The following is a 20970-nucleotide window of genomic DNA, read 5'->3' as shown; positions in this document are numbered from 1 at the left end:
GCACCTGGACTTCACCGTCGAGATCGACGGCGCGGCCAAGCCGGCCTGCGTCGCCCGCGCGATCTACCGGCACTACGCCTGACCCCGCTTCCCGCAGAGGACCACCAGGTCGGCCTCGCCTGCCCGATCTGGGCGCCTCACCCCGCTCCCCAGCTGTCAGGAGGTCGAACACCAATGCGCAACGCCGGACTGGGAGGGTGGCCCGCCCGCCGGGCCCGGATGACACCGGACCGGACCGCGTTCGTCTTCGGCGACCGGCACGTCACCTATGCCGAGGTCCACGAGCGGACGACACGGCTGGCGTCGCGGTTGCGCGCGGCGGGGGTGCGGGCCGGCGATCGGGTCGCCTACCTCGGCCGCAACCACGTCGCCTTCGTCGAGACGATGTTCGCCACGCACCTGCTCGGGGCGATCTTCGTGCCGCTGAACTTCCGGCTGGCCGCGCCCGAGATCGGGTACATGCTGGGCCACTCGGGCGCCGAGGTCCTGATCTACGCGCCCGAGTGCGCCGAGGTGGTCCGGGCCCTGCCGGACACCGCGGCCGCCCTCCGGGAGGTGGTGGCCCTCGATGCTCCGGGGCCGGGGGAGCGGGACTACGAGAGCTGGCTCGCGGAGGGCGACCCCACCCCGATCGACATTCCGGTGCGGATGGACGACACCGCGCTCATCCTCTACACCTCGGGTACGACCGGGCGGCCCAAGGGCGCGATGCTCACGCACGGCAACCTCGTGTGGAACTGCTTCAACCTCCTGCTCGGCGTCGACGTCACCAGCGACGAGACGACCCTGATCAGCGCCCCGCTCTTCCACGTCGCCGCCCTGAACCAGACCCTGCTGCCGACCTTCCTCAAGGGCGGCCGCTCGGTGATCATGCCGTCGTGGGACGTCGACGAGTGTTACGACCTCATGGAGAAGCACCGGGTCACCTGGATGTTCGGCGTCACCACGATGTTCGCCGCGTTCGCCCGGTCGCCCCGGTGGGCGGGCGCGAACCTGTCGTCGCTGCGCAACCTCATGGCCGGGGGCGCGGCGATCCCCGCCGCGCTGATCCGCACCTACCAGGAACGGGGCCTGGTGTTCTGCCAGGGATACGGGCTCACCGAGACCGCTCCCGGCGCCACCTTCCTCGAGGCCAGCCAGAGCGTGCGCAAGGTGGGCTCGGCCGGGGTTCCGGTGTTCTTCGCCAACGTGCGGGTCGTCCAGCCCGACGGCACGGACGCGGCGGTGGGACAGCCGGGCGAGGTGCTGATCCAAGGGCCGAACGTGACGCCCGGCTACTGGCGCGACCCGGAGGCGACCGCCGCCGCGTTCTCCGACGGGGGCTGGTTCGGCTCCGGTGACGTCGGCGTCCTGGACGAGGAGGGCCACCTGTACGTCGTCGACCGGGTCAAGGACATGTACATCTCGGGCGGGGAGAACGTCTACCCGGCCGAGGTCGAGGCGGCGATCTTCGAGCATCCGGCCATCGCCGAGGTGGCCGTGCTCGGCGTGCCCGACGCCAAATGGGGCGAGGTCGGCCGCGCGTTCCTGGTCCTGCGGCCCGGCGCGAGCGTCACCGCCGGCGAGTTGAGCGACTTCCTCCGGCCTCGTCTGGCGAAGTACAAGATCCCAGCGTATTTCGACATCACGGACGACCTGCCGAAGACAGGCTCGGGCAAGATCCAGAAGCCCCGGCTGCGAGGCCTTCCGCTGCCCGGCGCCGGCACCTCCACTTCTCCGGCGTGACCGCGGACCCGTAGTCCGCGGCGGTCGACGGGACGAGGCCGATCCGCCCGCCGACGGCGAGGCCGACGGGCCCGCGGCGCGCCCGTCGCGCGGTGCCGCCGCTCGCGGACCCGCGCGAGGCGCCCACCGTCTCCTCCCTCGTGCTCCCTCCGTTACTTGGCGCCGGCCCTGGTGCGCCGGGTGGTGCCCGCGGGGGTCTTCGCCGCGCCCGCGGCCGTGGCGGTTCTCCTCCCGGCCGCCGTCTGCGCCGCGGGCTCCGGCATGCCCGAGGTCCCGGCGGCGGGCGTTCCCGGCGGCGTGGCGGTGCTCGTCCCCCGGGTCTCCTTCTGCGGACCGCTGAGCGGGGACCAGCGCTGCTCACGGCCCCTGGCGCGCTGCGCGATCAGCGTTCCCGCGCCGATCGCGGCCGCCACGGGCCATTCCAGGATGCCGAGCGCGGCCAGCGCGCCGAGCCCGCCGTAGTACATGATGCGCTCCGGCGGCGGGAGGAACGTCCGGGCCATGTCCACGGCGTGCCCGACGTCGCGGCCGCTGATGTGCGGCATGCCCACGTGCGGCATGTGCATTTCGGGCGCCCGCAGCTGGATCCGCAGGAACGGCAGGTTCAGGTCCAGCTGGGGCCGGTTCCCCTCCTTCATCTCCGGGCCCGGGCCGGTGGGCGGAGCCGGAGTGGGCGTGGGTGTGGGCGGTGTGGTCGTCGCCCGGGCGCGGCCCGCGCGGGCCCTGGTGGTCGTCGTTCCCGTCGCGGCCGTGCCGGCCGCGGTGCCGGTCGTGGTGCCCGGCGTCGTCTCGGTCGTGGTCATGGATCCTCCCCCGATGGCGTTTCCCCCGGTCGCGGATCTCGGCCTGACCCGCGGAGCTCAAGAAAATGACCTTTCCATCCTCTATCGAGCCTCCTGTGGTTGCTGGTGCTGATAGCGACTATTTGCCCACTTTTGCCGCTGCTTTCGTGCTCCGCGTCCCTGCGGAAGGATGGCGGGCATGACACGCGTAGGAATCCTGCTGTTCGACCAGGTGGAGGAGTTGGACGCGGTCGGCCCCTGGGAGGTCTTCGGCATGTGGGCGAAGCTGCGCCCGGAGGAGGCGGAGGTCGTCGCGTTCGCGCCGCGGGCGGGAGCCGTGCGGGCGTCCAAGGGGCTGACCCTGCACGCCGACAGGTCGGCGGCCGACGTCGGGCGTCTCGACGTCCTCGTGCACCCGGGCGGCGCCGGGACCCGCCCTCAGCTGAAGGATCCGGAACACCTCGCATGGGTGCGGGACCAGCGCGCACGCGTGCCCCTGATGACCAGCGTCTGCACCGGATCGCTCGTCTTCGCCGCGGCCGGCCTGCTGGCGGGCCGCCCGGCGACCTCGCACTGGGGCGCCCTCGACCAGCTCGCCGAGCTGGATCCGAGCATCGACGTCCGCCGTGACGAGCGCTTCGTCGACGACGGCGACGTCGTCACCTCGTCCGGGGTGTCGGCGGGCATCGACATGGCGCTCCATCTGGTGGCGCGGCTCGCCGGGGTCGAGCGGGCCCGGGAGGTGCGCCGGCACATGCAGTACGACCCCGCGCCGCCCGTGTAGGGCCGCGGATCCCCGACGCCGTTTCGGCGTGCGCTCACGGACGCAGCAGTTGCCGCACCCGTGCGGCCTCCCGCGTGAGGTGGTCGCGCTCCGGCACGCCGGCGGCGGCACGGGAGGCCTCGGCGTACAGCTCGGCGGCGTGCGCGAGGTCACCGGCGCGTTCGTGCAGGTATGCCCGCACCGCGACGTGACGGGGCAGGTTGGGATCGACGCCGGCCAGCGCCGCCAGGCCGGCCTGCGGTCCGTCGGCCTCGCCGACTGCCACCGCCCGGTTGAGGCGCACCACCGGGCTGCCGGTGAGGAGCAGCAGTTCGTCGTACCACTCCACGATCTGCACCCAGTCCGTCTCGGCGGCGCAGCGGGCGTCCGCGTGCAGGGCGGCGATCGCGGCCTGCGCCTGGTATTCGCCCAGCCGGTCGCGGGCCAGCGCGGCCTGCAGGATCGCCACCCCCTCGGTGATCAGGGCGGTGTCCCAGCGCGACCGGTCCTGCTCGGCGAGCGGCACCAGGCGGCCTCCGGGGCCGGTGCGGGACGCGCGGCGCGCGTGGTGCAGCAGCATCAGCGCGAGCAGCCCCGCGACCTCGGGCTCGTCGGTCAGGACGGCGAGCTGGCGGGTGAGGCGGATCGCCTCGGCCGCCAGGTCGACGTCTCCGCCGTACCCCTCGTTGAAGACGAGGTAGAGCACGCGCAGCACCGTCCCGAGATCGCCGGGCTGGTCGAGCGGCAGCCCGGCGATCCGCCGCTTGGCCCGGCTGATCCGCTGCGCCATGGTCGCCTCGGGGACGAGGTGGGCCGCCGCGATCTGCCGTGTGGTCAGGCCGCCGACCGCGCGCAGCGTCAGGGCGACGGCCGAGCTCTGCGGCAGGGTGGGGTGCGCGCACAGGAAGTAGAGCCGCAGGGTGTCGTCGGCGGCGGGCGCCGGGCCGGCGGGAGGCTCGGCCTCCACGGCGAGCTCCCGCCCCCGTCGCGACGTCTCGGCGCGGGCGGCGTCGAGGAACCTGCGCCACGCGACCGCGACGAGCCAGGCCCTCGGATCGCGCGGCGGATCGTCCGGCCAGGTTTCCAGCGCCCGGATCAGGGCCTCCTGCACGGCGTCCTCGGCCGACGCGAAGTCCGCTCCGCGCCGGACGAGGACACCGATAACCGCGGGCACGAGCTCCCGCACCAGCGACTCGTTCACTCGGTCACCATGAGCGACTGGGTGAGGAACGGCCGCACCTCCAGCCACTCGTGGATCGGCTTGCCCCCGGCGCCGGGAGCGGCGGACAGCTCCCCGGCCAGCTGGACCGCGCGATCCCACGACTCCACGTCGATGATCATCCAGCCGGCGATGAGGTCCTTGGTCTCGGCGAACGGACCGTCGGTCACCGGCGGGCGCCCCTCGCCGTCGTACCGCACGAACGCGCCCTCGGGCGCCAGTGCCTGTTCGCCGACGAACTCACCCGTCTCCACCAGCCGGGCCGCGAAGTCGCGCATGTACTGCACGTGCGCGTCGACCTCCTCCGGCGTCCACTGGTCCATCGGCACGTCGTTGACCGAAGCCGGCGCGCCCCGGTAGTGCTTCAGCAGCAGGTACTTCACGGTGGTTCTCCCTCTCCGTCGCGCGGCCCGTCGTGGCCACTGTGTCCCTGGGACGGAGCCGGCACCACATCCTCGACACATGGAGGCGTGCCAATTTCCAGAATCTTCTTCTGGCCGCGGCCGGTCTACCGGTCGAGGACGTGCAGCGCGCGGGAGCCGCTGCTGAGCACCTCCGGCCCGTCCTCGCCGCACACGACCACGTCGCAGACGCGGGCGCCGAAGAGGTCGGGCAGGTAGACGGCGGGCTCCAGGCAGACGGCCATCCCGGCCGAGAACGTCTCCCCGGCCGCCAGCCACGGCGCCTCGGCCGGGCTCAGCCCGATGCCCCGGCCCGTCCGCGCGGCGGTGTAGTCGCCGTAGCCGCTGTCGTCGACGACCTCGCGGGCGGCCGCGGCGGCCTCGGCGCACGCCACCCCGGGGCGCACGCGGTCGACGGCGGCTTCCTGGGCGGCGAGGACGACCGAGTACATGGCGTCGAAGTCCTCCGGCGGCTCAGCGACCGCGAAGACCCGGGCGACCTCGGCGCAGTAGCCGTTCCAGCGTCCGCCGACCGAGACGAGCAGCGCGTCGCCGGGGTTGATCACCCGTTCGCACGGCCGGTGGCGCGCGTCGGCGGAGTGCTCGCCCGCGGCGACGAGCACGGAGGGCGCCCCTTCGCAGCCCGTCTCGGCGAGCATCGCCCGGAGCCTGCGGGCCATCGCCCGCTCGGTGGCGCCGAACCACGCGAGCTCGCGGGCGGCGAGCAGCACGGCGTCGGCCGCCGCGGCGGCGTGCCGCAACGCGGCCACCTCGGCCGCGCGTTTGCGCAGGCGCAGCGGCGCCAGCACGACCGAGGCCAGCACGAGCTCCGCGTCAAGGCGCAGCGCGAACAGCTCGGCGGCGTGCATCTGGGGATCCACGGCCACACGGCGGGCCGCCGGCGGCACGAGGTCCGCGGCCCGCGCGGGATCGGCGGCCGGCGTGGGCGGCCCGTCGAGCGCCACCACGAGGTAGCCCTCCTCGCCGCCCGCCGCCGACAGCGGGTCCGCGCGCAGGTACCGGAAGTCGGGGGAGGGCCGCAGCACGAGGGCGTCGATGCCCGCACCGGTCATCCCGGCGCGTACGTCCTCCAGCACGAGCGGGTCGATCATGACAGGGTGGACGGCTCCGGCTCGTGCAGCCAGCAGGCCACCGGGCCGAAGTCGGGCTCCCGCTCCCGGCACACGTCCATCGCGAACGGGCAGCGGGGATGGAACCGGCAGCCCGCCGGGGGATCGGCGGGGTCGGGCACGTCCCCGGGCAGCTCGGCGGGCAGCACCCCGGCGCCGTCCGGCGACGGGATCGCGGCGAGCAGCGCCCGCGTGTACGGGTGCCGGGGGTCGGCCCACACCTCCGCGGTCGGCCCCGTCTCCACGATCTTGCCGAGGTACATGACCGCGATCCGGTCGGCGATCAGCCGTACGACGGACAGGTCGTGGCTGATGAACAGCAGGCCCGCGCCGGACTCCACGGCGAGGTCGCGCATGAGCCGGGCCACCTGCGCCTGGGCGGAGGCGTCCAGGGCGGAGATCGGCTCGTCCCCGATCAGCAGCGACGGCCGGGCGGCGAGCGCCCGCGCGATGGCGACGCGCTGCCGCTGCCCTCCGGAGAACTCGTGCGGATAACGGCCGGCGAACGCGCGCGGCAGCCCGACCCGTTCGAGCAGGTCGGCGGGGCTGGTCGCGGTGTCGCCGGCGGTGCGCAGGCCGTCGGCGATCTGCGCGCCCACGCGCCGGCGCGGGTTCAGGGAGGAGTACGGATCCTGGAACACCATCTGCACGCCGCTGAGCGCCGGATCCCTGCGGCGCAGCCCGAGGGGCGTCACCGGGTGCCCGCCGACGAGGATCCGTCCCGAGGCCGTGCCGTGCAGCCCGCACACCGCCCGGGCCAGGGTGGACTTGCCGCACCCGGACTCGCCGACGAGGCCGACGACCTCGCCGGCGGCGACGTGCAGGCCGGCCCCGGCCACCGCCCGCACGACCGGACGGCCCGGCGTGCGGTGCTCCACGACCAGGTCCTCGACGGACAACAGCGGGGTGGTCATCGTGAATCCTCCGCAGGCGGCACGGGCAGGGCGTCGAGCAGCGACCGGGTGTAGGGGTGGCGGGGCTCGCGCAGCACCTGAGCGCGCGGGCCGGTCTCCACGACCAGTCCGTCCTTCATCACGCTCACCTCGTCGGCGACCGCCGACATCACGCCGAGGTCGTGGGTGACGAGGAGGACGGCGAGGCCGAGGTCGTCGCACAGGCCGCGCAGCAGGCGGAGGATCCCGGCCTGCACGGTCACGTCGAGCGCGGTCGTCGGCTCGTCGGCGATCAGCACCTCGGGCTCGCAGGCCAGCGCGACCGCGATGGCGATCCGCTGCCGCATCCCGCCGGAGAACTGGTGCGGGTAGCGCTTGAGCGCCTCCTCCGGGCCCGGGATGCGCACCTTGGCGAGCAGGCCGGCGGCCCGCTCCCGTGCCTCGTTCCTGCCGAGGCGCAGGTGGTGGCGCATGTGCTCGGTGAGCTGCCGCCCGACCGTCAGCATGGGATGCAGGCTGGTCGACGGGTCCTGGAAGACCATGGCGATCTTCACGCCGCGCACCTCGTTGAGCTCGCGGGCCGGCATCCCCAGCAGGTCGCGCCCGCCGAACTCGATCCGCCCCGAGGCGCGGGAGCCGTGGGGGAGCAGGCCGAGCACGGCGAGACCGGTCATGGTCTTGCCCGAGCCGCTCTCCCCGGCGAGACCGTGCACGCGGCCCGCCTCCAGGGTCAGGTCCACGCCGTGCAGGACGTCGTGGCCGCCGATGGACACCCGCAGCCCCTCGATCGTCAGCGCGGGGCTCACAGCGCACGCTCCTTGATCGCCCGTGCGGTACGCGGGTCGAGCGCGTCGCGCAGCGTGTCGCCGAGGAAGTTGAACGCGAGGACGACCGTCAGGATGGCGAGCCCGGGGAACGTCGCGACCCACCAGCTGTCGAAGACGTCCACTCCCGCGGCCACCATCGCGCCCCATTCGGGCGACGGCGGTTTGGCGCCGAGCCCGAGGAACGACAGGCCCGACAGCAGCAGCAGCGCGGTGCCGATGTCGAGCGTGGCGAGCACCAGGACCGGCCCGGTGACGTTCGGCAGCACGTCCACCCGCAGCGAGCGCCAGGCCGAGAAGCCCAGCAGCCGGCCGCTCAGCACGTACTCCCGCTCCCGTACGCCGAGCACGAGACCGCGGGTGACCCGCGCGTACGCCGGCCAGGCGACGACGAGCACGGCGAGCACCGCGTTGCCGAGGCTCGCGCCGAGGGCGGCGGCCACGACCATCGCGAGGATGACGGTGGGGAAGGCGAACACGAGGTCGGCCAGGCGCATGATCGTCTCATCCACCCACCGGCCGAAATAGCCCGCGCAGGCGCCGAGCAGGCCGCCGATCAGCACCGACAGCACCACGAGCAGCAGCGTGAGCGGGATGGACACCCGCGCGCCGTACATGACCCGGCTGAGGATGTCGCGGCCGAGCTGGTCGGTGCCGAGCCAGTGGCCCGGGCCGGGCGGCGCGAGCCGGGGCAGCTCCTGCGCCAGCGGGTCGTGCGGCGCGAGCACCGGCGCGGCCAGCGCGACCACGATCCAGGCCAGCGCGACGACGACGCCGACGACCGCCAGCGGCCGCCGCCACGCCTGGGGGAGCCGGCTCACGCGGGTGCGCGCGAACAGGCCGGCGCGCTTCACGAGACCCTCACTCTCGGATCGACGACGCCGTACAGCACGTCGACGACCAGGTTGATGACGAGGTAGACCACGCCCACCACGAGACCGACGCCCATGACGGCGGGCAAGTCGAGGGTGGTGGCGCTCTTGTAGGCGTATTGACCGACTCCCGGCCAGGCGAAGACGGCCTCCACCAGCACGGTGCCGGACAGCAGGCTGCCGAACGCGAGACCGGCCACGGTGATGACGGGCACCAGCGCCGGACGCAGGACGTACCGGAACAGCACCACGCGGCCGGGCAGGCCTTTGGCGCGGGCGGCGCGGACGTAGTCCTGCCCGAGCACCTCCAGCACGGCCGAGCGGGTGAACCGGGTCAGCAGGCCGATCGTGTAGAGGGCCAGCACGAGCGCCGGGGCGGCCAGGTGGCCGACGGCCGAGGAGAACACGTCCCACCGGCCCGACAGCAGGGCGTCGACCGTGTAGAGGCCGGTGACCTGCGGCGGCGGGGTCATCCCGGGGTCGATGCGGCCGCTGCCCGGAGTGATCTGGAGCCGGAAGAAGAACACGTAGAAGGCCATCAGCGCGAGCCAGAACGTCGGCACCGAGATGCCGACCAGGCTCAGCACCCGGAGCACGTGGTCCGCGAGACGGTCGCGGCGCAGCGCCGCGACCACCCCGAACCCGACGCCGAGGATCAGCGAGACGACGATCGCGGCCCCGGCCAGCTCCAGCGTGGCCGGCACGGACTGGGCGAGGTCGTCCAGCACCGGGCGGTGACTCTGCTGGCTCGTCCCGAGGTCGCCGTGCAGCAGTCCGCCGAGGTGCGCGAGGTACTGCTGCGGCAGCGGCCGGTCGAGGCCGTGGTCGGCGCGCCACTGGGCCACGATCGCCGGGTCGCCGAGCGCCCGCTGGCCGAGGTTGGCCGCCACGGGGTCGCCCGGCACCAGGTTGGTCAGCACGAAGGTGACCAGCGTGATCCCCACCGCCAGCAGCAGCGCCGTGACGATCCGCCGCACCAGGAACCGGGCGAGCGGGCTGCGCACCGCCCGGTTCCCCGTACGCCGGCTACTTGGCGCCGAGGTCGGCGACATTGATCGTCCACACGGGGTGGTACTCCACGCCGGTGACGGAGGCCGCCGTCACGATGTTCTGGCCGGGCTGGATCAGCGGCATGAACGGACCGGTCGCGTTGAGCTTCTGCTGGAAGTCGGTGAACGCCTGCTTGCGGTCGTCGTCGGTGACCGCGGCGCCGGCCTTGTCGGCCGCGGCCTCGACGTCCTTGTCCGCGCCCGCCTTCCACCCGGAGCGCAGGCCGACCAGCTTGCCCGGGGCGAACGACAGGTAGTTGCTGGGGTCGGGGAAGTCAGGACCCCAGTACCACAGGCCCAGCTCCTCCTTGCCGTTGCGGTAGTTGTCCAGGGCGGTGGTGACCGGCGCGGGGGCCAGCTCGACCGTGATGCCGACCTCCTTGAGGTTGGCCTGGATGCGCTCGGCCAGCGGCTGGAAGGACAGGCCGTTCACGGTCAGCTCGCTGGGGAACTCCAGCGTCACCTTGGGGTCGGTCACGCCGCTCGCCGCGAGCGCGGCCTTCGCGCCCTCGACGTCGCGCGCGGCCGCCTGGTCGGCGGGGAGCGCGCCGAGGAACATCGACGGGATGATGCCCGACGCCTGCGTCGAGCCCTCGCCGGCCAGCTCCAGCAGGCCCTGGTAGTCGATGCCCTTGCGCAGCGCCTCGACGAACTTGGGGTTGGAGGTGACCTTGCTGACGCCCGGGTCCTGGTTGGCGAGCAGGAAGAACACGTACGCCGAGGCGGTCCGCTTGACCTGCAGGCCGCCGGAGACACCGGTCACCTGGTCGCCGGACAGGTTCAGCGCCACCTGGCTGTCGCCGCGCTGCACGTTCAGCTTCTGCGTGGCCGACTCGACGTTGCGGATGACCACCTTGTCGTAGTACGGCTTCTTCGCGCCCCAGTACTTCGCGTTCGCCTTGAGCACGACCTGGCTGCCCACGTTGAACGACTCGATCGTGTACGGCCCCGAGCCGGCCGAGGCGGAGTTGAGGTACTGCTCGGCCTTGTCGTTCGGGTCGTTCGTCGCGCCGTTCTCCTTGGCGACCTTCGAGTTGAGGATGCCGAGGGCCGGGTTCGGGAGGATGTACGGCAGCGCCGGATTGGGGGCCTTCGACGTCAGCGTGATGGTCGTGTCGTCGGTCTTGGCGACCTCCACGCCGTCCAGCAGGAACGACGGCGTGCCCTTCATGTCGCGGACCCGGGTGAGGGAGAACACGACGTCGTCGGCCGTCACCGGGGAGCCGTCGGCGAACGTGGCGCCCTGCCGCAGCTTGAGCGTGAGCTCCTTGCCGTCGGGCGACAGCTCGTACGACTCGGCGAGCGACGGCACCGGCTTGGTGACGTCGGAGCCCTCGAACGTGAGAAGCGTGTCGTAGGTCGCCTTGTCGACGATCAGGCCGGTCGGCTCGTAGGTCCGCCCGGGGTCCGCCGTCTTGAGGTCGAACGAGGTGTCGATCACGAGCGTCTTGCCCGCGGCGCCGCTCTGGGTGCTGCTGGACGAGCCGCCGCCGGAGCAGGCCGCGAGGGCGAGGGCGCCGGTGAGCACAACCGGCAGCAGGCCGGCCCTCACCTGCCACGAACGGGTCGTCATTATGTGTCCTCCGAAAACAGGCCAACTCGTGGCCGTATGGACGTTTGGTCGCCGATCGTCCAGGATTGTGCTGCAGAAAGTCCAGCTCATGAGGCCGAGCCGAGACGAATCTCCCGTGGAGGATGAACCAGTGACCGAAATGTCAAGCAACTCGGGGTCCGGGGGCGGTGCCGCTGGACGGATCGGCATCGGCCTGGAGCTGGACGCCACCCACCTGAAGATCCTCGACGTGCTGAGGGAGAACGGGCGCGTCTCGGTGTCCGCACTCGCCGAGCGGGTGGGGATCTCCCGGGCCAACGCGTACACGCGGTTCGAGGCGCTGCGCGCCGACGGCGTGATCAGGCGGTTCACGGCGGAGATCGACCATCAGCGGGCCGGCCTCGGCATCGTCGCGCTGATCTTCGTGACCGTGCGCCAGCAGATGTGGCGGCAGTTCCGCGCCCAGCTCGCGCAGATGCCGGAGGTGGAGTACTGCGCCATCACCACCGGGCAGCACGACGCGATGATCCAGGTCAGGATGGCCGACGTGGCCGAGGTGCACGCGATGGTCACCGAACGCCTGGCCAACATCCCGGCCGTCAAGGCGACCGAGACCGTGTTCATCCTGGACGAGGTGCTCAGGCGGCCGTACGTGCTGCCGAGCGATCGCGAGCGGGAGCGGGGCCGGGGGACCTCGCGGCGGCCCGGCTCCGCCCCCTCGCCGGAGCCCGAGCAGGGACAGGGACACGGACAGGGGCTGCCGCTCGGCAAGATGCGGTTCGTCGGCGCGGCCGAGGGCCGCGCCGCGCTGCGCGACGAATCGTAGGTCTCAGACCACTTCGGCGCAGATGCTGACGTGGGTGGTGTCGTCGTCCTCGAACTGGAACTCCTCCACCAGGCGCAGCCGGCCGTCCTCGGCCGTCTCGATGCGGCTCGCGCCGCGGCCGCTCGCGCGCTCGCCGGTCTTCAGCAGGTGGACGTAGGAGATCTCGACGCGGTCGGCGTCCCGCGTGCCGACGAACCGGCCGTGGACGACGGTGTCGCCCGTGTAGTGCCCCCAGATGACGCCGCCCGACTCCTCGTACGCGAACTCGGTGGGCGCGTCGGCGTTCACCTCGCTGGCTGTGGAGCTGATCATGACGAAGCGGCGGCCGTTGAGCAGGTCTGTGTCGTTCACGAGTCCGCATCGTGCCGTTTTGCACGAGATTCGCAACTCGCTCTGGACGTTCCGTTCACCGGACCCCGGCCGGGCGTGTGATCCGTCCAGGACACACGCCGCGGCCGGGCCGCGGGACGGACGGCCGTGTCAGCGGCCGACGATCTCGGCGAGGGCGGCGAGCGCCGCGCCCCGCGCGCCGGCCATGTCGAGGTCCTCCACCAGCGTCACGGTGACCACCCGGCGCTGCTCCTCGCGCAGCAGGGTGTGCTCGCGGACCTTCTCGAGGAACCACTCGCGGAAGTGCGGGGCCGCCTCCACCACGCCGCCGCCCAGGAAGTACGCGTCCGGGTCGGTGAAGTTGGCCGCGATGGTGAACAGCCTGCCGATGGCCATCGCCTGCTGCTCGAAGACCTTGAGCGCGAGCGGGTCGCCGTTCTCGGCGTAGCCGCGCAGCAGCTTGGCGGCCTTCCCGGCGGACCCGGCCCCGTGGAGCTCGTGGCCGGGGAAGCGGGTCAGCCAGTAGGGCAGCAGGTTCTTCTCGATGCCGGTCAGGGAGGCGACGCTCTCGGCGTCCCCGACGAAGCCGCAGTTGCACGCGGGCAGCGGCTGGTCGTCCTCCAGCAGGCCCTGCAGGGGGATGTGGACGTGCCCGAGCTCGCCGGCCATCCCCGCCGCGCCCTTCACCACGTGCCCCGACTGGACGACGCCGCCGCCGAGGCCGGTGCCGACGATCGCCGAGACCGACGAGTGCTGCCAGGCGTCGGGCCCGAAGCGCACGTGATGGGAGTAGAGGGCCGCGGCGTTGCCGTCGTTGTTGTAGACCACCGGCAGCCCCAGCCGGGACTCCAGGGCGCCGCGGAAGTCGAAGCCGAACCACCCGGGATCGACGAAGTTGGTCGCGCCCTTCGAGGAGATCACGCCGTCGGCGCTGGCCGGGCCCGGGGTGTCCAGTCCCACCGCGCGCACGGTGGAGCGCGGCGTGCCGGTCAGCTCCAGCACGTTGTCGAGGGCGATAAGGAGCTGCTCGACCGCGACCTCGGGACCCTCCCGTACGAGGCTGGGCGTCTCCACCATCCGGTCCACGAGGAACCGCCCGGAGGCGTCGAGAACGGTCGCGTTGTTGCTGGTGCCGCCGTTGTCGAGCCCGACGACGACCCAGGACCCTGCATCTGCCATTGGGGGATGTCCTTTGCGTTCGTGCGTGTCAGTGCGAAGACTACGAGAGCCGGCGCCCCCGGGCACCGGTCGGGGCGCGACAGGCGGGAGGCGTGCCGCGCGGGGGCGCGCACGGTGAAAGATTCAGTTCGGGCCGTGGCCGCCGCCGGTCGTCTCCGGCGGCGGCGGTGCCCGTGAGCTGCGCCGGATGTCGCCGCCGTCCGGGCGGGAGGGGTCCGGGGGCGGCGGCGTCCGTTGACCGGTCGGGCGACCCGGAGAAAACATCTGCGTCCGGGGGCCGCAGCGTCGCGACCCGTCTGTCCCAGGGGCCGTGGCCCGAGCGCGAGCGCCTGCCCGAGACCGCCCGCCCGCGCCTGTCCCGGCGGGCGCGGCGCGGAGCCGGGCGGCGCGCCGAACGAGCGGATGCGCAGAAATCGAGGTACGCATGAAGCAGTTCCGTCCTGTCCGAGGGGTTCGCCCCGGCGCCCGGGGCCTGCCGGGCTCTCCGGCGGCGCGCCTGGTCGCGGCGGTGGCCGCGCTGGTGGCCGGCCTCGTCGTCGTGCTGGTGCCCGGCACCGCCTCCGCGGCCCCCGTGTGCAAGGTGGACTACACGACCAACCAGTGGCCGGGCGGCTACACCGCGTCCGTGCGGCTCACCAACCTCGGCTCGGCGGTCAGCTCCTGGACGCTGAGCTGGACGGCCGGCGCCGGCCAGCAGATCACCAACTCCTGGGGCGCCAAGGTGACCCTGTCGGGTTCGGCCGCCACCGCCAGGAACGAGACCTGGAACGGTTCGCTGGCCACCGGTCAGACGGCCGACTTCGGCTTCCAGGGCACCTGGTCGGGCAGCCTCACGACGCCGTCCGACTGGTCGCTGAACGGCGTGCCGTGTGACGGCGGCGGGGTCTCCCCGTCGCCCTCGCCGACGCCGTCCCCGACCATCGACCACTCGCCGTCCCCTTCGCCGACGCCGTCCCCGTCACCGACGCCGTCCCCGACGGTGGACCACTCGCCGTCGCCGTCCCCCTCGCCGTCTCCCTCGCCGTCTCCCTCGGCAAGTCCGAGCCCGTCGGTGACGCCCACGCCGTCCGGCTGCTCGGGCACCGGCCTGGTCGTCTGCTCCGGCTTCGAGGACCAGTCGGGCACGCCGTCGGGTGAGTGGCAGGTGGTCACCCCGAACTGCTCGGGCAGCGGCACCGCCACGATCGACTCCACCACCGCGCACAGCGGAGGGAAGTCGCTGCGGATCAACGGCGGCGGCAACTACTGCAACCACGCCTTCGCCGCGACCACCAAGAACGTCTCCGCCATCTCGCCGGTGGTCTACGGGCGCATGTGGGTGCGGCACACGACCGCGCTGCCGGCGAACCACGTCGCCATGATCACGATGGCGGACTCCAGGGACGGCGGCAAGGACCTGCGGATCGGCGGCCAGGGCGGCGCTCTCCAGTGGAACCGGGAGTCCGACGACGCCACGCTGCCCGAGCAGAGCCCCAACGGGGTCGCGCAGAGCAGCCCGCTGCCCGTCAACCGCTGGGTGTGCCTGCGCTTCCAGATCGACACCACCAAGCAGGCGATGCGCACGTACCTGGACGACCAGGAGATCAGGGGCCTGACAGTGGACGGCACGCCCACACAGGACGTGGACGCGCAGTGGCTGCGTCGCTCCACCGCGCCGCGACCCACGACGCTGCGCCTCGGCTGGGAGAGCTACGGCAGCGACTCCGACACCATCTGGTACGACGACGTCGCGCTGGGATCGAGCCCGATCGGCTGCTGATCACCACAGGTCAGGGGTAGATAGCCGGGTGTCCGCCAGGTGCGGTCAAGGCTCGACCGTGGTCCCGTTTCGTCCGGCGCCCGGCCTTCCCGAGGGGAGGCCGGGCGCCGTATCCGAGAGGAGAGGGACATGACCGACGTGCAGCACCCGATACCGGAACTGATGAAGGAAGGCGACGTCGTCGACCTGCTCGTCCACCAGCACGCGCTGATCAGGGACATGTTCGACGAGGTGGAGCACGCCCCGCCGGGCGAGCGCCGTGAGCCGTTCCGGCGGCTGGTGCGCATGCTCGCCGTCCACGAGACGGCGGAGGAGGAGGTCGTCCACCCCTACACCCGGCTGCGGGTGGACGGGGGGACCGGCGTGGTGGCCGACCGGCTCAAGGAGGAGCGCGAGGCCAAGGAGATGCTCAGCAGGCTGGACGAGATGGGACCGGAGCATCCCGGCTTCATGGCCGGGCTGGACAGGTTGCGGATCGCCGTGCTCGCGCACGCCCGGGCCGAGGAGCGGTACGAGTTCACCCGGCTCCGGGCCGAGACGACGGCGGCCGAGCGGCGGGCGATGGCCCTCGGTGTCCGGGCCGCCGAGGCGATGGCGCCGACCCGCCCGCACCCGGGCGTGGAGACGATGACCAGGAACCTGCTCCTGGGCCCGCCCGCGGCGATCATGGATCGGGCGCGGGACCTGATCCGGCAGGCGCTGCGCAGGTAGGCGGGCCCGCGAGCGCCCGGCTCGGGTCCGCGTACGCACGGAGCCGAGCCGGGGGCTCGCCCGGTCAGTGGGTCCGCAGGCTGTAGAGAGGGTGGGTGCCCTCCAGCTCCAGGCGGTACTCGTCGCCCGACTTGGCGCGGTTCTCGTCGATGACACGTTCGCTGGGCGGTTCCTCCCCACCCATCAGCTGCTCCTGCCAGCGCTGGAACCGCTCGTGGGCCTCCTGGACGTAGCCGGTGCCCAGGGTGGTGTAGTCGATCTGCGTGGCGATCAGCTCCCGCAGGTAGTCCTTGTTCGGCTCGAACGTCACAGGCTTGGGCAGCGCCGGGGCCAGCAGCTGCTCCGGGTCGCGCCCGTCGTGCCGGCGGAACAGCTCCGCGGCGATCCGCAGGTGCTCCAGCTCCATGTTGAGATGCAGCTCCCAGATCGTCTTGACCTTCGGGTCGGACTCGGTCTCCATGAAGGAGTAGTAGAGGTAGCACTCGTTGTACTCGTGGTTGAGCAGCTGCTCCCACCACGTCTCGCCCGGGTCGAGCAGCGACTCGTAATGCGTGACGTGCTCTTCCTCGATCAGCCCGATCTCCTGGTACAGCTGCCGCGCGATCGGCTCCATGTAGGTCGGGCCGACGTTCATGTAGAAGTTCATCGTCTGCTGCTCGGCGGACATGACGGTCAGCGCGTGCAGCTTGGAGATCGCCTGCGCGGTCTCGCGGTTGTAGTGCTCGCGGACGTTGTCGGCCGGGTGGCGGTGGTGCATCTTCGTCGGCCGGCCCGGCATCACCTCGGTCAGCTGGTCGACGATCTTCTCGGCCTTGCGGTGCTCGATCATCTCGTACAGGTTGGCGTAGCGGTACAGGTGATCGAAGTCCTCCAGCACGCCGAACTGGTAGGCCTGCTTGAGATAGGGGTCGGGCTCCATCCGGGCGACCCAGGCGGTCAGGTCCACCGCCACCTGTTCGTAGGCGATCGTCGTCTCCAGCACCGAGGCCAGCCCCGGCAGCAGCCAGTTCACCGTCCGCTGCTGCTGCGCCTCGATGTAGCGCACCTCCGCCAGCCGCTGCCTGACCTCCAGATCGGGGTGGTGCCGGGCGAGATGATGGCTGAACATGATCGCTTCGATCTCGATGCCGTTCATCGTGATGATCCGGCACCGGGTGTAGGGATCGGCGCGGTCGGGGTCGATCGGCGTGACATTCAGCTCGCGCCAGTTGCGCAGCTGCCGATCCAGCGGTATCCCCCGCTCCCGCAGCGGATTGAACGTCATCTCGGTGCTCCTCCCCACGATTGGCGCTGGGCGTACCCAAGCCATGGAATGCGACAAACGTGGACATTTGGAGCTTTGCCGGAGATTGTCATCCGGCCGCGAGGGCCGCCCGTCAGCCGCTGGACGACGTCCTGGAGTGCGGGTCGCCGACCCTCTTCGACTGCGGTGAGCCCCGCTCGCGCAGGAAGATCGCGAGCAGGACCATGGAGGCGACCGCGAGGAACTCCGACTGCCAGTTCTGCAGTGTGCGGTTCCAGAAGTCGGCGGAGGTCACGTAGCCGCCCCAGCCGACCGGGTCCTCCAGCCGGGCGAGCTGCTCGTTGTTGTACGCCGCGAGGCCGGCGACGGACTGGGCCAGCCAGGACAGCAGGAAGAGCAGTCCCATCGCGACGCCCAGCGAGTGGCTGAAGACGGTCCGCCGCCAGTCGTCCGCCGCCGCCCACGCGGGGGAGCCGGGCTCGGCGTGCCGGCCGACCTTCTGCTCGGCGTCGGACTCCAGGCCCTCCTCGCCCCGCTTCTTCGACTCCGGCGAGCCGCGCTGCACGAGCCAGACGGTGATGAGGATGTAGAGGAAGAACTGCAGGTACTCCGACTGCCAGTTCTCGGCGACGTCCACCGCGAAGGCCGACGAGGTGACGTATTCGGCCCACGTCACGGGGGGGCCGCCGCCCGCCACCTGCTCCTCGCTGAACGCCGCCGCGCCCGCCGCCGACTGCCCGGCGAGGCTCAGCAGGAACAGCAGCAGGAAGCACAGGGCGAGCGCGTTGTCCCTGACGAAACGCCTCATCGCCGCTACCTCCCCGCCAGGCCGACGACGATCACGTAGGCGAGAACCAGCGTGACCGTGACCAGCAGCACCGCGTAGAGCGTCCGCGCGCCGTTCACGCCTCCACCTCGCATTCGTACGGCTGCCCGGGGCGGGGTTCGCAGCCCGCGGCCCGCACCCGCCAGCCCTCGGGGAACCGGTGCAGGAAGAGCGTGTCGCCGTCCACCCGCACCCGCGCCTCGTCGCCCCACACGTCGACGCCGCGTACGGCGCCCGTACCCAGGCCGGCCGACACGATCTGTTTCTCGCAGTCGTCCAGCGAGCGCGCCGCCTCGGGGGCCAGGAGCAGGCATGCCTGTCCTCCCCGGCCCTGCCCGGCGGCGGACAGGAAGCGCTCCGCCGTCGCGGTGACCGACGCGTCGTCCGCGGACGCGCACCCCGCGGCGACGAGCGCGAGGCAGACGACCGCCGTTGCTCGAATGCCCATGGACCGCGACTACCCGGGGGGCGGAAGTGAAACCTGCACACAGTTTTCGTCGGGCATATGGGATTATTCGCCTGCCACGCGTAATATGGGCGGTTCCGGAAGGAGTTCCGGGTGGGGTCATCTCACCAACGGAGGTGGGATCCTTGCACGACTTCCAGGTGTCGGTGGCGCAGTCGCCCCCCTTCACCCTCATCACCCTCAGCGGTGAGCTCGACGTGCTCACGGTCCCCGCGCTGCGCGAGCAGGTGGCCCCCCTGCTGGCCCGTCCCGCGACGCGCATCCTGTTCGACCTGGAGAGGCTGCGGTTCATCGACAGCGCCGGCATGCGGGTGCTCATCGACGCCTGCGTCCGCAACCCGCCCAAGGACGGAGACGGCGCCGTCTGCGGGATGAGCCCGCAGATGCGTCACCTGTTCTCGCTGCTCGGCCTCAACTCGCGGCTCACCATGTATCCGACCCGCGCCGACGCGCTGCGCCGCCCGGCGGCCGAGCCTCCCGGCGCGGCCCACGTGAACTGACCCCCGTCGCGGGTGCGCGGCCGGACGCCGCCGGGCCGGGGAGCGCGCTCGTCCCGCAGGCCCGGCATCCGGCTCATTACATGATCGTCTGCCACCAGCCGTCCACCGGCGGCGGGTCGTCGACCGTGACGCGCTCGCCCGGCCGCGGCACCACGAGGCGCACGTCGCGTGCCTTCGCCTCCCGCCACAGCTGGTCGACCGGGTCGTTCCAGGCGTGCGGGGCGAGCGAGAACGTGCCCCAGTGGACCGGCAGCAGCACCCGGGCCCGCACGTCGAGGTGGGTGAGGATCGCCTCCTCGGGTGTCATGTGGATGTCCGGCCAGCCCTTGCTGTAGGCGCCGATCTGCACCACCGACAGGTCGAACGGCCCGTACGTCTCGCCGATCGCGGCGTACCCGTCGAAGTAGCCGGAGTCGCCGGTGTAGAAGACCCGCCGGCGCTCGCCCGCGACGACCCACGAGGCCCAGAGGGTCTGGTCCCGGCGGAACGCGCGGCCGGAGAAGTGACGGCCGGGGGTCGCCACGAACCGGAGGCCGGACACCGTGGCGTCCTCGTTCCAGTCGAGCTCGATGATGCGGGACGCGGGCACCCGCCACCGCTCGAGATGGGCGCCGACCCCGAGCGGCACCAGGAACGGCGCCGTCTGCGTGCGGACCAGCATGCGCACCGTGTCCATGTCGAGGTGGTCGTAGTGGTCGTGCGAGATGACGATCGCGTCGAGCTCGGGCAGCTCGTACAGCGGCACCGGCGGAGGGTGCAGGCGGCGTGGCCCGGTGAACGACGCGGGGGAACACCGCTCGCTCCACACCGGGTCGAACAGCACCCGCCGCCCCTCGATCTCGATCAGCACGGAGGAGTGGCCGTACCAGACGGCGTCGAGGTCGCCACCCCGAGACGGGCCCGGGGTCATGAGGGGCACGGGGAGGCGGGGCCTGCGCGGCGTCCGGCGGAGGAACTCGCGGGCGACCTGCTGCCTGGTCCCCGGCGGAAGGACGGGGCTGGGTGTCGTGTTGCGGAACGCCCCGTCACGGAACTGTTTCGAGCGCCGCACCCGGCCCGCTCGCTCGCCCGAGGGCCGCGCCCCCAGCGCGGCGGGGACGTTCCGAACCGCCCACACCGCCGCCGCCAGGGCGGCCGCTCCCGCGACGAGCCCCACGCGACGGCCCAGGTCACTACTTCTCAAACCACCGGTCTTCAACGGCAATCTCCCTTGCTGGGTTCTGCCGATCAGACTAGGCAATCGCCGGACGGATGCGCGCCGACGGCGCCTTGCCTGTGGACAACCGGTCAGAGGAGACTGCCTTCTGAATGAAAACATGCAGACCGACCGGCCCGGCGTGGGCCGGTGAGGCGGGGGAGATGAGCACCGGCCACAACGCGGACCACGGCCCGGGCGGCCACCGCGATGACCTCAATGAACTCGATGACCGTGACGTCTTCGGCGACCGTGACGTCCTCGGTGACCTCGGTGACCTCGGTGACCTCGGTGACCTCGGCGACCTCGGCGACCTCGGCGGCCGTGACGGCGAGACCGCGTCCCGCCTGTTGCGGCTGTTCGAGGGGCACCGGCTCACTCCCGTGCAGCGCAGGATCGCCCACTGCCTCGCACGGCACGCCGACGAGGCGCCGTTCCTGTCGAGCATCGAAGTGGCCGAGCTGGCCGGGGTCAGCCAGCCGTCGGTGACCCGCTTCGCCATGGCGCTGGGTTACAGCGGATACCCCGGCCTGCGGCGCAGGTTCCGTGAGCTGGGCGTACCACCCGGCCGGGGCCGGGACGGGGAGGACCCCGCGCCGGATGCCGGCGTCTCCGCGCACGCGGCCGGCCCCCGGCTCTCCGACGGCGGCGGGGGCGGGCAGGACGCGGCAGGGCGAGACGCGGCAGGGCGAGACGTGGCAGGGCAGGACGGCGGCGGAGGGCAG

General features: G+C 72.4%; 21 protein-coding genes and 1 pseudogene. 7 read left to right on the top strand and 15 right to left on the bottom strand.

The annotated features are described in order from the left end of the window. The first annotated feature begins 174 nt into the window (after nt 1-174). Nucleotides 175-1725 carry a long-chain fatty acid--CoA ligase gene (locus AB0J39_RS27445; RefSeq protein ID WP_363469549.1) on the top strand — a complete coding sequence of 517 codons (1551 nt, stop codon included), beginning with the start codon at nt 175-177 and terminating at the stop codon, nt 1723-1725. A gap of 152 nt (nt 1726-1877) precedes the next feature. On the opposite strand, the gene AB0J39_RS27440 is transcribed toward AB0J39_RS27445, so the two are convergent. Continuing rightward, the gene (locus tag AB0J39_RS27440; RefSeq protein WP_363469548.1) at nt 1878-2528 is read right to left on the bottom strand and encodes a hypothetical protein; all 651 of its coding nucleotides are present in this window, start codon (nt 2526-2528) and stop codon (nt 1878-1880) included. Nucleotides 2529-2706: 178 nt separating this feature from the next. Here AB0J39_RS27440 and AB0J39_RS27435 point away from each other — a divergent pair, with 178 nt between their 5' ends. Next, the gene (locus AB0J39_RS27435; RefSeq protein ID WP_363469546.1) at nt 2707-3291 is read left to right on the top strand and encodes a DJ-1/PfpI family protein; all 585 of its coding nucleotides are present in this window, start codon (nt 2707-2709) and stop codon (nt 3289-3291) included. A 34-nt stretch (nt 3292-3325) separates the two neighbouring features. Here the strand turns inward: AB0J39_RS27435 and AB0J39_RS27430 are convergent, their stop codons facing one another. From AB0J39_RS27430 to AB0J39_RS27395, 8 genes are all read right to left on the bottom strand, one after another. Next, complete coding sequence (locus AB0J39_RS27430; protein ID WP_363469545.1) at nt 3326-4471, bottom strand: DUF6596 domain-containing protein; 1146 nt, start codon at nt 4469-4471, stop codon at nt 3326-3328. After that, nucleotides 4468-4872: a YciI family protein gene (locus tag AB0J39_RS27425; RefSeq protein WP_363469543.1), complete on the bottom strand. Its 405-nt coding sequence runs from the start codon at nt 4870-4872 to the stop codon at nt 4468-4470. Before AB0J39_RS27425 ends, AB0J39_RS27430 begins: the two co-directional genes overlap by 4 nt. Before the next feature lie 125 nt (nt 4873-4997). After that, nucleotides 4998-6002, bottom strand: coding sequence for a M24 family metallopeptidase (locus AB0J39_RS27420; RefSeq protein WP_363469541.1), 1005 nt, complete (start codon nt 6000-6002; stop codon nt 4998-5000). Next, nucleotides 5999-6934 carry an ABC transporter ATP-binding protein gene (locus AB0J39_RS27415; RefSeq protein WP_363469539.1) on the bottom strand — a complete coding sequence of 312 codons (936 nt, stop codon included), beginning with the start codon at nt 6932-6934 and terminating at the stop codon, nt 5999-6001. Before AB0J39_RS27415 ends, AB0J39_RS27420 begins: the two co-directional genes overlap by 4 nt. Further along, nucleotides 6931-7719, bottom strand: coding sequence for an ABC transporter ATP-binding protein (locus tag AB0J39_RS27410; protein WP_363469537.1), 789 nt, complete (start codon nt 7717-7719; stop codon nt 6931-6933). Before AB0J39_RS27410 ends, AB0J39_RS27415 begins: the two co-directional genes overlap by 4 nt. Beyond that, entirely contained in the window at nt 7716-8591 is an 876-nt protein-coding gene (locus AB0J39_RS27405) for an ABC transporter permease (RefSeq protein WP_346229757.1), read from the bottom strand. The genes AB0J39_RS27410 and AB0J39_RS27405 overlap by 4 nt, the downstream gene beginning before the upstream one ends. After that, nucleotides 8588-9613 (bottom strand): ABC transporter permease, encoded by a 1026-nt coding sequence (locus tag AB0J39_RS27400; RefSeq protein ID WP_363469535.1) that lies wholly within the window; start codon nt 9611-9613, stop codon nt 8588-8590. Before AB0J39_RS27400 ends, AB0J39_RS27405 begins: the two co-directional genes overlap by 4 nt. A 22-nt stretch (nt 9614-9635) precedes the next feature. Next, the gene (locus AB0J39_RS27395; protein ID WP_363469533.1) at nt 9636-11231 is read right to left on the bottom strand and encodes an ABC transporter substrate-binding protein; all 1596 of its coding nucleotides are present in this window, start codon (nt 11229-11231) and stop codon (nt 9636-9638) included. A 139-nt stretch (nt 11232-11370) separates the two neighbouring features. Between AB0J39_RS27395 and AB0J39_RS27390 the strand changes: the two genes are divergently transcribed. Then, entirely contained in the window at nt 11371-12036 is a 666-nt protein-coding gene (locus AB0J39_RS27390; RefSeq protein ID WP_363469550.1) for an Lrp/AsnC family transcriptional regulator, read from the top strand. 3 nt (nt 12037-12039) lie between these two features. Here the strand turns inward: AB0J39_RS27390 and AB0J39_RS27385 are convergent, their stop codons facing one another. Together AB0J39_RS27385 and AB0J39_RS27380 are read right to left on the bottom strand one after the other, a co-directional pair. Then, nucleotides 12040-12387: a hypothetical protein gene (locus tag AB0J39_RS27385; RefSeq protein ID WP_363469531.1), complete on the bottom strand. Its 348-nt coding sequence runs from the start codon at nt 12385-12387 to the stop codon at nt 12040-12042. Between the two features lie 129 nt (nt 12388-12516). Then, entirely contained in the window at nt 12517-13545 is a 1029-nt protein-coding gene (locus AB0J39_RS27380; protein WP_363469529.1) for an ROK family protein, read from the bottom strand. Nucleotides 13546-13969: 424 nt separating this feature from the next. Here AB0J39_RS27380 and AB0J39_RS27375 point away from each other — a divergent pair, with 424 nt between their 5' ends. Together AB0J39_RS27375 and AB0J39_RS27370 are read left to right on the top strand one after the other, a co-directional pair. Next, nucleotides 13970-15304 carry a cellulose-binding domain-containing protein gene (locus AB0J39_RS27375; RefSeq protein ID WP_363469527.1) on the top strand — a complete coding sequence of 445 codons (1335 nt, stop codon included), beginning with the start codon at nt 13970-13972 and terminating at the stop codon, nt 15302-15304. A gap of 129 nt (nt 15305-15433) precedes the next feature. Then, nucleotides 15434-16015, top strand: a complete 582-nt coding sequence (locus AB0J39_RS27370; RefSeq protein WP_363469526.1) for a hemerythrin domain-containing protein — start codon at nt 15434-15436, stop codon at nt 16013-16015. A gap of 64 nt (nt 16016-16079) precedes the next feature. On the opposite strand, the gene AB0J39_RS27365 is transcribed toward AB0J39_RS27370, so the two are convergent. From AB0J39_RS27365 to AB0J39_RS27355, 3 genes are all read right to left on the bottom strand, one after another. Continuing rightward, nucleotides 16080-17279 carry a hypothetical protein gene (locus AB0J39_RS27365; protein ID WP_363469524.1) on the bottom strand — a complete coding sequence of 400 codons (1200 nt, stop codon included), beginning with the start codon at nt 17277-17279 and terminating at the stop codon, nt 16080-16082. A gap of 112 nt (nt 17280-17391) precedes the next feature. Beyond that, a complete protein-coding gene (locus AB0J39_RS27360) occupies nt 17392-18066 on the bottom strand; it encodes a DUF6766 family protein (RefSeq protein WP_363469522.1) in 675 nt (224 codons plus the stop codon). Between the two features lie 94 nt (nt 18067-18160). Then, entirely contained in the window at nt 18161-18532 is a 372-nt protein-coding gene (locus AB0J39_RS27355) for a hypothetical protein (protein ID WP_363469520.1), read from the bottom strand. A 143-nt stretch (nt 18533-18675) separates the two neighbouring features. On the opposite strand from AB0J39_RS27355, the gene AB0J39_RS27350 reads away from it, so the two are divergent. Beyond that, nucleotides 18676-19050, top strand: a complete 375-nt coding sequence (locus AB0J39_RS27350; protein ID WP_363469518.1) for an STAS domain-containing protein — start codon at nt 18676-18678, stop codon at nt 19048-19050. Between the two features lie 76 nt (nt 19051-19126). On the opposite strand, the gene AB0J39_RS27345 is transcribed toward AB0J39_RS27350, so the two are convergent. After that, nucleotides 19127-20233, bottom strand: a complete 1107-nt coding sequence (locus tag AB0J39_RS27345) for an MBL fold metallo-hydrolase (RefSeq protein WP_363469516.1) — start codon at nt 20231-20233, stop codon at nt 19127-19129. A 125-nt stretch (nt 20234-20358) separates the two neighbouring features. On the opposite strand from AB0J39_RS27345, the pseudogene AB0J39_RS27340 reads away from it, so the two are divergent. Further along, nucleotides 20359-20970 (top strand): annotated as a pseudogene (locus AB0J39_RS27340) (hypothetical protein); the annotation flags it as partial.

Origin of the sequence: Microbispora sp. NPDC049633, from assembly GCF_040675265.1 — a bacterium.
In the GTDB taxonomy this organism is placed as follows: Bacteria; Actinomycetota; Actinomycetes; order Streptosporangiales; family Streptosporangiaceae; genus Microbispora; species Microbispora maris.
This window is presented reverse-complemented; position numbering and strand designations above follow the sequence as displayed.